This is a genomic window from Microcoleus sp. Pol7_A1 (assembly GCF_036701085.1).
Classification (GTDB): domain Bacteria; phylum Cyanobacteriota; class Cyanobacteriia; order Cyanobacteriales; family Microcoleaceae; genus Microcoleus; species Microcoleus asticus.
Genome location: NZ_JAUBQD010000066.1, coordinates 22,836 through 35,400 on the forward strand (window position 1 = coordinate 22,836; position 12,565 = coordinate 35,400).

The window sequence follows — 12,565 nt, forward strand, 5'->3', positions numbered from 1 at the left end:
CGGTTATTAGGTAGGAATACCGTAATTATGGTTGTGAAGTATGATTATAGACAAGAGCGAGTCAAATGGCAACAAAAAAAACAAATTGGGTGAACTCAGGGTCGATCGAATATCCTGAAGTCTTTTCCGTCGGTGCTTTCAATTCAGATTCGGGGGAAAATGTACACTATATAGATAGATACTATTATTTAGTTAAAGTGCTAAAATTGTGCGGCTGCAAGATAAGCCTGCACGATACGCCTGCTGGATAAGCCTGCACGATACGCCTTACGGATACCATCGGCCGATCGCCCAAATGTAATAGCCCTGCCAAGAGTTTCCGCCCCAGGGGGATATGCCTGACTCGCGCGATCGCCCTTAATAAGAAAAAGTTTTAACTGGTATGTCCTTACCCCGCCCCGTCTCAGACACCCTAATTGAACTGTTGAAGCCTGTAGCCTCTGAATTGGGAGAAAGATTGGGAGCAAGCGCTGTCAACGAACGCTATGCAGAAATTGAGCCGTCTGGTTCTTCAGCTTTGAACCAGCAAATAAAAAAAGACCCCCGCTGGATTAAAGCACAAGTCAGATATTTGCAGCGGCAGCAGGCCAGAGAACAAGAATTAATCGCGCTCGCCAACGCAGAAGAATGGGTAAAGGAAGAACGCGCTAATCGGATTAAGGCACAAGAATTGAGAGATAAGCGGGCAATTAGCCGGCTTTGCCGCGACTTAATGCGGGAGTTTCAATCAGAAGCAATTCGAGTTAAGCTGAGCGAAATTCAAACTATTTGGGACAGAGACAATTGGTTTTCTAATTTGAGCAGGCAGGAAACCGAACAGATTTTGCAGCAGCAGCAGCACCGATTGCTGCTGTTAGTTGCTCCCGCAAAAATTAGCCAAGATTGCCCGGATTCGTTTCGCCACAATCTGAATATCGAGCTGCCGGCTAAGTTGAGAGCTTTTTTAAACCAGCACTACCCCCAGCACGGAGATTTGTCTCCGGTTCAGTTTTACGGAGACTATTTCAAAAAGCCGATCTCTGATATTGATGTGGAGCGGTTGCAGAGTGTTTTGTCTCCCGTACCGACAGCTATACTGTACAGCGATATCAGCGATTATGAAGTTAATTTTCATGTCGGTTTTTGGGGAATCATAAATCAGAGCGTTTCTCTAGTGGCGATGCAGCCTTGGAATTGGGAAGAGGTTTATCACCAGTTGGAGGCGGAGGGCAAAGATAGAAAAGTGAGCCTGCGGATTATTCGGCAAATAATTGTGACAATCCACAAGTTATTGGCTGGTTTTTTAGCTGATTTGTATTATTTAAATATCGATTTTACTCACGAACCTCAGCTATTTAAATTAGAGGCGGAATTTGCTCACGAATGGTTTTCTAAAGATTGGGCCCTACCGTATATTGAAACTCTTAAAGAAATTCAGGAGCAGCAGCGAATAGTTTATAAGGGAGAGATGCGGCGGCTGACGCTTAGAGAGGCGAAAGCTAGGGCGGAACGCCAGCGTTTGGAGGAGGCTGAACTCAAACGCAGACAGGCAGTTGAGGAGGCATCTAAGCGGGCGAAGGAATTAGCTCACAAATTAACAAATCTGAAATGGCGGTGCGTATACACGCTGCCTGGACATTCATCGTTTGTGAATTCTCTGGCGATTAGTCCTGACGGCAAAATTCTGGCTAGCGGCAGTTGGGATAAAACTATTAAGATTTGGAGTTTAGAAACAGCGGAATTAATTGGCACTCTGACGGGACATTCCGATCGCGTAAATTCGGTTGCTATTAGCTATGACGGAAAAATGTTGGTCAGCGGCAGTTCGGACGAAACCATTAAGTTTTGGAATTTGCATAGCGGTGATTTGCTGTGTACTTTTCCTGGACATTCTATGGAGGTGAATTCGGTGGCGATTAACCCGAAGCGCCAGGTAATTGCTAGCTGCGGCGGCGCTGATAATACGATTAAGCTTTGGAATTTGCGGACTGGTGAGTTGCTGCGGACTTTGAGGGGTCATTCTGACAATGTGAATGCGGTGGTTTTTAGCCCGGACGGTAAAATATTGGCGAGTGGCAGTTCGGATGCGACAAGCAAGGTTTGGGATGTGGAAAGCGGCAAGTTGCTGCGGACTCTTTCGGGGTTGAATGTGGGGGTGAATTCTGTGGCGATCGCCCCGGACGGTCAGATTCTTGCTAGCGTCAGCAATGATTATACGATTAAGCTGCGGAATTTGCAGACGGGCAGTTTGTTGCGGATTCTAAATACTAATTCAGGGAGGGGGAAGGGTGTCACGAATTTAGGAATGAATGAGGCGCTGCATATTTTGCAGAATTATGTGAGTAGGGGCGATTCGGTTGCTATCAGTCGGGACGGTTTGACTTTAGCTAGCGGGTGCGATGATAATACGATTAATATTTGGAATTTGCAGACCGGGGAGCTGTTGAGCGCTCTTAAGGGACATTCGGGTACGGTGTACTCGGTGGCGATCGCACCTTCGGGCAATTTGCTCGCCAGTGGCAGTGCGGATCAGACGATTAAGATTTGGCGGTGCGATTAGTTAATTGGCAGTGGGCTATTCCGGTTTTTCCCTTGCCACGAGGGGTTTTGAGCGAAGTTGAAAAAAAATTGGCTGGGGGGGTTGCGCAGATGACTATAAGTTTGCTATATTAAGTTTCACTGCTGGTGTAACTCAGTTGGTAGAGTAGCTGATTTGTAATCAGCCTGTCGCAAGTTCGAGTCTTGTCACCAGCTTTATAGCAGTTTTCACTCGGATTCAATATCGGATTAAATACAGTAGGGACACGGCAGTGCCGTGTCCCTATCTGATATATGCTATTTTTTACCTTTGGAGCGGGCTAGAAGCCCACTCCACAAGAGTTTCCAGAAAAATAGGTGCACAAGTTAAATGTGCGACCAATTACAAGGCTTAACCTAACGCAGCGCTGGCTTTTTTCAACCATTCAATTGTTGCCGCATCAAGTACGGGTTCCAGTTTCTCGACTACAGCAGCGTGATAATTATTCAACCATGCTAGTTGAGTCTTTGACAGCCGATCGACATTTATCAATTTACGCTCAAACGGAATATACGTCAGCGATTCAAATCCGTACCAAACCGTACCGTTTTTGGAGGGCATCTCCCTGACAACATAGAGATTTTCAATGCGAATTCCGCCCCATCCCGGTTCGTAATATCCCGGTTCGATGCTCGTTACCATTCCGGCTTCCAGGGGATACTGCACAGATTTGCTGATGCCATTGGGCCCTTCGTGACCGGCTAAAAACGCGCCGACTCCGTGCCCGGTGCCATGTCCGTAGTCTAGCTGTTCTTGCCATAATACCGCACGGGCGATCGCATCTAATTGCGCTCCCGTTGTTCCTTTGGGGAATTGCTGCATTGCACAGTTGATGTGCGCGATTAAGACTGTGGTGTAGTGTTCTATTTGTAGCGCCGTTGGTTCTCCGATACTTACTGTTCTCGTATCGTCGGTTGTGCCTGCTAAATATTGCGCGCCTGAGTCCAATAACAGCAGTTCCCCCGGTTTTAAGGTTATTTCAGGGCTGGGGGTTCCGTAATGTACGATCGAGCTATTAGCTCCCGCACCGGCGATCGTTCTAAAAGTTAAAGTCTGAAAATCTGTTTCTTCTTGGTAAAAATTTTCGATGTTTTCTTTGACATAAAACTCGGTCACTACATTACCATTTTCTAGCTGTTCTGTCAACCACTTTAAAGTCAAAGTTTTCGCTCGACTTGCTTTGAAATTAGCTGATTTCATCTGCTCGATTTCAACCGGATTTTTGCGAGCTTTCATCCCTTCTACCGGATGAGTCTCAAAAATTATTTCGATGTTGTAGAACTGCGCTTCTTGCTGGTTTAAGATTAACTGGTAAGTGCCTGCTGTGCTGTGTTTCGGATCTAAAAGTACCCTAATTTTATTTGGCAAATTTACGCAACTTTCTAAGGTATGCGGATAGTCTGCGTAGGGAAGCAAAGTTAAATCCGCCCGCAATTCTTGCTTGATTTCTGGTGAAATTCGTTCGGGATTTGTAAACAAAAACGCTGAATCTGTGGTAACAATGGCATAGGATATGAAAATGGGAATGTGGGGAATATCCGAGCCTCGGAGATTGAACAGCCACGCTATTTGATTGAGGTTGGTAATCGGAAGCACATCGATGTTGGCTTTTTGCATCGCTTCCCTGACTCTGGCTAATTTTTCGGCGGCGGTTTCTCCTGTCAGGGATACAGGTAAGCTAAATATGGGATCTGCATCAATCGCGGGTAACGTCTCTGCTGTTTTCCAAGGATTTTGCGATCGCACTTTGTCTGTCAAATTCTCCGGGATTGGTATGAGTTCAATCTCCGCAGTTGCAAATTTTTTTACCCAATTTTGATATAGCTCTGTCGCTACGGTAAATGGGTCAAAGCCCAGGCGAATTTTAGTTGATTTTTCAGCCGATTCTACAGCCAGTTTTTCTAAAGTTTCAATTAAGGTTAAATTTCCTTCTAACCCGAGTTTCGATATTTGAATAATTCCCGGATCTACTTGCAATTCGGCTTGTTCGTAATAGCGGGAATCCACAAACAACCAAGCGGAATCTTTGCCAACCAACAAATCCCCGGCGGAACCCGTAAAACCGCACATCCAAGCTCGTCGCTGCTTGGCTGCTGGAACTGATAAATTTAAGTGTTCGTCAACCGCTGGGATGTAATAGCAATCTAAGTCGTAATCTGCCATCAAATCGCGCAAGTCTGCCAGTTTTGCAGCGGAGGCATCTTGAATATTTGTATTTGCTTTCAAGTTAGTGGAAACCATTTTTAATTTTCCTATTTTACTTGTTTAAAATTGTCTTCAAACCTTTAACTAATCTTCTAATACCTGCGGTGGCGGTTGCTTTTTCCAAAGCACCGTAAGCAACCCGCAAATAGCAGCCGCTATCCATGCCGAAGGTTGTACCCGGAAGCACTGCTACGTGATATTCGCGAATTAATTGTTCCACTAATTCCATTGTATCGAGTTCAGTATCAACTTTCAAGAAAAAGTAGAATGCTCCGGCGGCTGGGGAAATTGTACACAAGTTTGGGATGGTATTGAGTTCGTCTAATACGAGTTGGCGCACAGATGCGATCGCCCTTACATAATTATCGCAGTAACCTCTACCAATTTGCAAGGCTCCCAGGGCTGCATACTGAGAAATTACCGGCGGACAAATTAAGATTGTATCTTGAATCTTTCTCACTGAAACCAGCAAGTGTTCTGGGATTACCATATACCCGATCCGCCAACTCGCAAAACCGTAGGCTTTGGATAGGCTAAATAGAGAAATTGTATGTTCGCTGCTTTGGGGAAAAGCGGCGGGCGAACAGTGTTTGACACCGTTATAAGTAAAATATTCGTAAGCTTCATCGCTGATATGATAGATGTTGTGCTGGCGACAAATTTCGTTAACTTCCCGGAGTGCTTCGACCGAATAAACAACACCAGTGGGATTATTTGGTGAAACCGTGACGATGGCTCGCGTTTTGTCGGTAATTGCTTTTTTTATAGCATCGATATTAAGTTGATAGTTGGCGTCGGTTTCTACTATCACTGGTCGGCAATTTGCCATAATTGCCGCCATTTCGTGGTTGAAGTAATAAGGGGATTGGATAATAACTTCGTCCCCAGCCGAGGTAATAGCGAGAAGGGCGTTGGTAAATCCCATGTTGCTGCCGGCGGTAACGACAATGCAGTTTTTGCTATTAATAATTTCTATGTCGTTATCTGTTTTAAGTTTGGCTGCGATAGCATCATGTAATTGTGGAATTCCTTCGACAGCTTTGTATTTGTGATTGTCGGGATTGGCGAAGAATTCGGGAATTTTATCAAATGATTCTTGTGGCGGATTGTAGTAAACTACGCCTTGTCCTAAAGATATCGTTCCCGGATTTTGGCGAATCAGTTCGCCAACTACTGGAATTATGGGCGACTGTACCGATTGCATTCGAGTCGCGTGATTTTTTATCATATATTATAGGTAATTGTAGGGGCTGGTTTAGTGATAATGTACGTCCTTAAGCAAGTTTACTATTTCACGCACGCGCCTCTCCATTTCAGGATCTATGTAATTCTATTTTAGAACCTTGCGGCGACTTAAACACTTTAACTTGTGCGGGCAATCTTTCCCCCAATTCTCGAACGTGGGTAATCACTCCAATGAGCCTTTCTCGCTGCCGCAAAGATTCTAAAATTTGAGTAACGCTTTCGAGAGTTTCAGTATCTAAAGTGCCAAATCCTTCATCAAGAAACAAGCTGCCCAAGTGAGATCCTTGAGACAGTTTTTCTGACAAAGCTAAAGCCATTGATAAGGAAGTGGCAAATGTTTCACCGCCGGAAAGAGTGCGCACTCGTCTAGCTTCGCCGCCGTTCCAATTATCTGCTACCCAGTATTCGCCGTCTTGGTTTCTTAGTTTATAGCGATTTTCGGTTAATTCTTGCAAAATTAATGTGGCGCTGCCGACTAATTCTGCTTCTAAATGTTCTAAAATGTAGGATTGAAATTCGTTGGATTTGAGATTCTGCGCTAAGGTGTGATAAGTTTGCTCTTGTTCTGTGAAATTTGTGATTTGCTGTGACAGTCTTTCGGCTTGTTCGAGGTTTTGGGCTGCTACTTGAATCCAAGCTAACAGTTCGGCGCGGTTGTTGTTGGCTTGTTTGAGGTTTTCTTGGGCGGTATGTTTTGCCGATCGCACTTGTGCTAAATTATTCTCGTCGGTAGTTCTGCCTGCGATCGCCTCGCTCAAATCTTTCGCCCGCGTCTCTAACTGAATTTTTGATTCGCGGTGAGAACGAATAGCATTTTCCCATTGCGATTGTTCCTGAACAGTCGCAACCGCTGCTAAAAATGTCTCTTCTGTGAAATCAGCCGCTGTTAATTTTTCTGACCAATCCAGGTTTAGTTGCTGTTTATGGGCCTGGGCTTGTCCAAAAACCTCTCCAGCTTGTTGCTCTCTCTCTGCTGCTTGAATAACCGTATTTTGAGCAGTTTGATAGGATTTTTCGGCAACTTTCAGCAGATTAGCCAAATTTTGCTTATCTTCTTCTAAGGCTTTTGCTAAATTAGGATAAGGTTGATATTCGGTAATTTGATAAAGCGCATTTACACAACTTTGCAACTGCTGCTGCCGGCGGTCAGATTCGGCGATCGCATCTTGATATTCTTGCTGTTTAGCTACTTGAGTCGCCACAGCAAAATTAAATTTTTGCTGACAATTATCATATTCCAATGATGCCAGTTGGAACTGCTGCTCGGTTTCGCGGTATTTGCGATCGCTCTCTTTAAGGATTGCCAACTCCTGCTGCAACCCCAAGCTTTCCCACTGAGGAGTTTCCAGAATTTGAGCGATTTGCTGCTGCAATTCGGCAACTCTATTCGCGGTTAATTCCAACATTTGAGCAATTTCCGACTCTTTTTGCAGGCAGGCTGAAACTGCACTTTTTCCCTCAGCCTCCAACCTTTGAGCAGCTTGAAAAGCCTGATTTGCCGCCGCAAGTTTCTGCCGCAAACCAGTGAGATCGACAATATTAGAATTAGGCAAAGGAGGCAGGCGATCGCTCTCAGGATGCACCCCCCCGCACACCGGGCAAGTATCGCCAGAATTCAGCGACATTCTGACAGCAGCAACACTCTCTAAACGTGCCGCTTCCGCATTAGCGGTTTCCGCCGCTTCTAACTCGCCGCTGCACTTTTTTAGCCTGATTTCGGCTGCTTCTAAATTAGTGGCAACCTCCACATAATTCTGTTGAGCCCTTTCCTTCTCTGCGATAGATTTATCCAACTGTTGCTCCTGAGCTTTTCCCTGCTTGGCAACTAGCTGAAATTCCATCAATAAGGGTGCAATTTGCTGCAATTGCTCTAAACGCTTTCCTCCCAGCGAATACTGTTCAAGCTGTGCGGCTGTTTGAGTCACTCGAAAACCCGCACCTTGAATTTTAGTGTTAGCAGCTTGCAGTTCTTTATCTGCTGCTTGAAAAAAGCGGAGTTTTTCTTGTTGAATTTTTTGGGCTAGCGCAACTTCTTTTTCTAATTGAGTGCGCTGTTCTTCATATACTTTCGCAGCAGCTAGAGCATCTTCGCGAGCCTTAATTTGTGGCGCTAATGCCTTTTCTTTGGCTTTTGCCTCGTCAAATTTCTGCTGCTCTACTGCTAGCTCTGATCGAGCTTTAATTAACAGCTTTCGCGCTGCCACCGAAGCACTTTCGGCAGTTTCATACTGACTGCGAGCCGATCGCACTAAAGCCCAATCTCCTTGTAAATGATTGGCAGCTTGCGCTCTTTCTAAACGCTGTGCTAAAATGTGCATCTCAGCAGAATTAGCATTTAATTTAGCCAGTTGTTGTTGCAGCTCTTGCCAGCGAGCGATTTGCGAAAATAGCTGTTCCTCTTCATCTAGATCCTTCTGAGCTTTCATAACGGCGCGATCGAACTCAGGCAACTGCTGCTCTAAAATCAAAAGTTGCGATCGTTTTTGAGCCACCTCATCCGCCGTCGGCGCACTCAAATCAGCTAGCTGCCTTTCCACCATTTCCCGTTCCTGTTTCAGCAACTTTGCGAGTTCATTTGTTTCCTTCCGCATCTGCTCAAAAATCTCAAATCCTGCTAGCTGCCGCAAAATTTCCCGGCGTTTTGAAGTATCCCCTTTAATAAACTCATCAAACTTGCCTTGAGGCAGAACAATTGCTCGCGTAAAAGTATCAAAATCCATTCCTAAAATCTGTTCGATGGTATTTTGAACAGCAACGATACTCGTCCCCAAAGTTTCCCATTGACCATTTTGCCAGTTGTCCAAAATCACCTTATTTTCGGGAGATTTCGGACGAAAACGCCACCTTCTGGTCACCCGATACTGTGCCGAACCCACAGAAAAACGCAACTGCACTTTTAAATTTTCGCTGCCTTGACTTGCCAAATCACTAACTTGTTTGCCACTGCGAGTTGTTGTGCCAAAAAGAGCGTAAGTCATGGCATCTAGCAGTGAAGATTTGCCCGCACCTGTAGCACCAGTAATTGCAAACAAATCGAGTTGAGAAAAATCTAAACGCTGTTCCTGGCGGAAGCTGGTAAATCCTTCGAGAATAAGTTCGAGTGGACGCATATTAATTTTAGATTTTAGATTTTGGATTTGGGCTTTCTATTACTTTTTACCAGGCTCTGCCTGGTAACACAGATTCGGAGGCTCTGCCTCCAATTTTCCTATTTAAGCGCGAGGCTATGCCTCTGGATATCGGTTCCCAGACCGAGCCTGGGAACCTGTTAAAATAAGGCGGAGACAAGAGTATTTAATTATTAACTGTTTCCTTAAACTTGTTGTACAAATTCTGAAATTCCTCCAATACTTCCGGTTTCGGTGTCGTTCCCAATCGGTTTTGATAATAGTTGCAAAACTCTACTGCCGGATCGAAATTATTGGGATCGATATTAGTTATTTCTGTTGCTTCTAGCGCTGCATCTGGATAGCGCGGTTCAATTAACAGCGCTTGAGAACAGATTTGGCGCACTCGATCGGCAAGTCCGATTTGCGGACTGTCCAGTTCGACAATTACTTTCAAGAAACCCGGATGATACTGATGAGCTTGTAAAGTTTCATCGAGATTGTCGTTATGACATTTAAGCACTTTTAACGGCTTGTGGCAAGCCACAGGCTTAAATTCCACCTTGGCCTGACTTCCCGGTTCAACTTCTATCAAGCAAAATCCTTTTTCCTGTTCCGCTTCTCCAAAATCTAACTGAATCAAAGAACCCGAATAATAAGCCGGAGAAGTCTCAGAAATACGCTGGTGAATGTGGATGTGTCCGAGGGCAACATACTGAGCTTCCGGCGGCAGAGTTTGCGATGACAGGAGGTATTTTTCTCGCGTGTAATAAGCGACTTCGGATTTTGCCAATCGAGCACCGTCAATGCTCATGTGTCCCATCAGAATATTGACAGTATTGTCTCTAAAATCCCTGGTTAAATCTTCGAGTAAATATGCTACTATTTCGCGGTAATCTTTGCGGCGATCGGCATCGCCAGACTGCCAGAGAGAATTAGCATCTAACAGTCTTTGTTCGGAAGCAAAAGGCATCGCTCCCACACAAAGTTTACCGCTTTTTGTATTTAGAGTAATCGTGCCGCCGTCTGCCGATCGCCTGGGTTTGCCTAAAGCGCGAACACCGGCGAGGGAAAGCAATTGCGCGATGCTGTCGATGCGGGATGCCGAATCGTGATTACCGGCGATCGCAATTGCGGGAATTCCTGCCGCTTGGAGTTCGCAGAAAAAGTTATAAGCAATGCGTTCGGCGTAAGCGGGAGGGTTGGGCACGTCGAAAATATCGCCCGCAACGAGCACAGCATCGACATCCAAGGCTTTTGCTTGCTTCAAAATCTGTTCGAGGGCGATCGCAATTTCGGAAGTGCGATCTATCCCTCGAAAACGTCGCCCTAAATGCCAGTCAGCAGTATGAATTATTCGCATAGTACGAGGAGTATTTTGTTTATGTTAACTGAGATGTTGTATCATTTTCAAGAACGGGCAAGATGCCCGTTCCACAACAAGTTTATTCTTTGTAAAACGGGCATCTTGCCCGTTCATAAAAGCCTGATTTAAAATGGTAAAATATCTCAGTTTTAATGCTTTGTGCGATCGCGGTATAAATATCTGCCACAGTTTATGCCTCTTCCTGTTCTCTAATTGCTATTTCAATCTCATCAGGATATGCCTCAGCATAAGCCCAAGCATTCGCCAAATCAGCGGCACGCAGAGTCGGATAGTCTTCTAGGAGTTCAGCTTCAGAAATACCTAAACGGCGAGCATTCACCAGCACCCAAACAGGAATTCGCGTTTGTCTGATGCAAGCATCGCCGCCGCACACGCCGGGAGTCTTTTGAATTCCCGACCAAAATTTTCTTAAACTTTGGGCTAGTAATTCTATAGCTTGAGCCTTCTCTTCGGGAGTTAAAGCTAAGAGTTGCGGTTGCAATTCTTTCAGTGTCGTATTTGCAGTTATTGAGTTCATAAATATTAACTTTTTTTTGCCATACAGGTATTCTAGCACTGGTGGCTAAATCAAAACTTTCATTAAACAGGCTTCACATCGTGAAACCGAGTATAATCAACCACCCGCCCTCCCGTCGCCGATTTCAAAATAATATCTACAAACCGCATATCCCACAGAATTTCCGACGCCACAAAAGAATGTCGTGCGTGAATAGTTTGCGAAACAGTTTCGTCAATTCCTGTTAACGTAATTACAATTTCCGCTTGCTGTTCCATCAAGTCTTTGGCAGTAAGTTGGTACAAAGGACTGCTCTCGTCAATTGGGTGCATAACCGTCCAAGTTAATGCAAAAATCGGAGAGTGACTCCGCATCAATTGCAAATCGTAAAAACGCCGCATAAATTCTCCTTCCGATGTTACCTCGTCGCGGATCAAAGTAGCTCGCTGCTGCGCTTCTAAAATCTGGTTGAAACGCTGATTTGCGGTGCGGTACATCAGAGTCGGAACGCCGTTGAAAGGAGCGATTACAGCTACGCGGCTGAAGATAACTCTAGCTGTTGGTCGAGAAAATCTAGCAAAAGCCAGTCCCGTCACCATTGCCACTCCCCACAAAGCAAAAAGCGCTTGGATCGCAACTATTGTATTAGCGTAATCATTGCGCGGATACATGGCGCCGTAGCCGATCGTCGCCATTGTTTGCACGCTGAAATAAAAGGCATCTTTGAAAGAACCCGGTCGCGCGTTAGCAATGCAATCTCCTCCCGCCAAGTAAGCTAAGGCAAATAAAGAATTCGTGACTGTATACGACAGACAAATGAGTATGAAAAATCGCGGCCAAGAAAGAATTAGCAGCCTGTGGTAGAGGTCGGCAAAATGCAGGCGAGGTACTCCCAACTTGACAATATTTAAGGAGAATTGTCCTTTGCGGCTGACTAAACGAGCTTGTGGCTGGCGGTTGCGGTGAATTTTCATTGCGATTTGTAACTGCGGCTGTTTCAATTTGTAACTATTGCTTTGAGCGGCAAAACTTATCCTTTAGACTGATGTCTGATTCCAAAAATGCGGATAAAAGCGGAGTTTAGAAATGGTTGAGCTTAACTGGCATGACTGTGTCGTTATGGTTTCTTTTGTGGCTTCTATTGCGGGTCTAGTCCTGCTGGGTGATAATCGCAACTCGCAGCCAACGGACGATCGCACTTTGAGCGAGGAAATCCTAATCAAGATGAGCTTTACTTACTGGATAGTGTACTGCATCTCTTTTTTCGGGCTGAAACTTCACCTACCAGAAGATAGCTGGTTATTGCTCAGTTTGAAGCTGACTACGGTTCTTTCTTACTTGTTGACCGCTTCTAGCATACTCAGCCTGCCGCTGCAACGCATGGCTGTCCGACAAGTTGAAGATTAAAAAAAAGGCGTTTGTAGTGAGGACTTCAGTTCTGTCGATCGCGGTGAAGAAAAACTAAAGTCCTGACTGCAAAGCTAATTGAGTTATACAGCAGATTCCAGGCTCATGAAGTACAGTAGCAGCAGCTTGTAAACCAGTTTTTAAAGTGCTTAATATTGACT

The 12,565-nt window shown here is 45.1% G+C and carries 9 protein-coding genes and 1 tRNA gene; 4 read left to right on the forward strand and 6 right to left on the reverse strand.

The features are described 5' to 3' along the window. Positions 1-65: 65 nt before the first annotated feature. The 3 genes from QUA20_RS26495 to QUA20_RS26505 all read left to right on the forward strand — a co-directional run bounded on the left by QUA20_RS26495 (position 66) and on the right by QUA20_RS26505 (position 2,733). Positions 66-251, forward strand: a complete 186-nt coding sequence (locus QUA20_RS26495; RefSeq protein WP_333192649.1) for a hypothetical protein — start codon at positions 66-68, stop codon at positions 249-251. A gap of 131 nt (positions 252-382) precedes the next feature. Continuing rightward, a complete protein-coding gene (locus QUA20_RS26500) occupies positions 383-2,539 on the forward strand; it encodes a WD40 domain-containing protein (protein ID WP_333192651.1) in 2,157 nt (718 codons plus the stop codon). Between the two features lie 121 nt (positions 2,540-2,660). Further along, positions 2,661-2,733 (forward strand) — tRNA-Thr (locus tag QUA20_RS26505). Between the two features lie 175 nt (positions 2,734-2,908). Here QUA20_RS26505 and QUA20_RS26510 read toward each other — a convergent pair. From QUA20_RS26510 to QUA20_RS26535, 6 genes are all read right to left on the reverse strand, one after another. Further along, positions 2,909-4,798: an aminopeptidase P family protein gene (locus QUA20_RS26510; protein ID WP_333192654.1), complete on the reverse strand. Its 1,890-nt coding sequence runs from the start codon at positions 4,796-4,798 to the stop codon at positions 2,909-2,911. Positions 4,799-4,814: 16 nt separating this feature from the next. Continuing rightward, a complete protein-coding gene (locus tag QUA20_RS26515) occupies positions 4,815-5,990 on the reverse strand; it encodes a pyridoxal phosphate-dependent aminotransferase (RefSeq protein WP_333192656.1) in 1,176 nt (391 codons plus the stop codon). Positions 5,991-6,075: 85 nt separating this feature from the next. Next, positions 6,076-9,117 carry an SMC family ATPase gene (locus tag QUA20_RS26520; RefSeq protein WP_333192658.1) on the reverse strand — a complete coding sequence of 1,014 codons (3,042 nt, stop codon included), beginning with the start codon at positions 9,115-9,117 and terminating at the stop codon, positions 6,076-6,078. Between the two features lie 184 nt (positions 9,118-9,301). Beyond that, positions 9,302-10,477, reverse strand: coding sequence for an exonuclease SbcCD subunit D (locus tag QUA20_RS26525; protein ID WP_333192660.1), 1,176 nt, complete (start codon positions 10,475-10,477; stop codon positions 9,302-9,304). Between the two features lie 193 nt (positions 10,478-10,670). Next, positions 10,671-11,018 (reverse strand): DUF433 domain-containing protein, encoded by a 348-nt coding sequence (locus tag QUA20_RS26530; RefSeq protein ID WP_333192661.1) that lies wholly within the window; start codon positions 11,016-11,018, stop codon positions 10,671-10,673. Positions 11,019-11,080: 62 nt separating this feature from the next. Next, entirely contained in the window at positions 11,081-11,971 is an 891-nt protein-coding gene (locus QUA20_RS26535; RefSeq protein WP_333192663.1) for an ion channel, read from the reverse strand. A gap of 112 nt (positions 11,972-12,083) precedes the next feature. Here QUA20_RS26535 and QUA20_RS26540 point away from each other — a divergent pair, with 112 nt between their 5' ends. Continuing rightward, positions 12,084-12,404 (forward strand): hypothetical protein, encoded by a 321-nt coding sequence (locus QUA20_RS26540; protein WP_333192665.1) that lies wholly within the window; start codon positions 12,084-12,086, stop codon positions 12,402-12,404. The last annotated feature ends 161 nt before the right edge of the window (positions 12,405-12,565 follow it).

Excerpts from the sequence above, each read along its gene's own strand:
- QUA20_RS26495 (WP_333192649.1), top strand. The coding sequence starts at position 66 with ATGGCAACAAAAAAAACAAATTGGGTGAACTCAGGGTCGATCGAATAT.
- QUA20_RS26500 (WP_333192651.1), top strand. The coding sequence starts at position 383 with ATGTCCTTACCCCGCCCCGTCTCAGACACCCTAATTGAACTGTTGAAG.
- QUA20_RS26510 (WP_333192654.1), bottom strand. The coding sequence starts at position 4,798 with ATGGTTTCCACTAACTTGAAAGCAAATACAAATATTCAAGATGCCTCC.
- QUA20_RS26515 (WP_333192656.1), bottom strand. The coding sequence starts at position 5,990 with ATGATAAAAAATCACGCGACTCGAATGCAATCGGTACAGTCGCCCATA.
- QUA20_RS26520 (WP_333192658.1), bottom strand. The coding sequence starts at position 9,117 with ATGCGTCCACTCGAACTTATTCTCGAAGGATTTACCAGCTTCCGCCAG.
- QUA20_RS26525 (WP_333192660.1), bottom strand. The coding sequence starts at position 10,477 with ATGCGAATAATTCATACTGCTGACTGGCATTTAGGGCGACGTTTTCGA.
- QUA20_RS26530 (WP_333192661.1), bottom strand. The coding sequence starts at position 11,018 with ATGAACTCAATAACTGCAAATACGACACTGAAAGAATTGCAACCGCAA.
- QUA20_RS26535 (WP_333192663.1), bottom strand. The coding sequence starts at position 11,971 with ATGAAAATTCACCGCAACCGCCAGCCACAAGCTCGTTTAGTCAGCCGC.
- QUA20_RS26540 (WP_333192665.1), top strand. The coding sequence starts at position 12,084 with ATGGTTGAGCTTAACTGGCATGACTGTGTCGTTATGGTTTCTTTTGTG.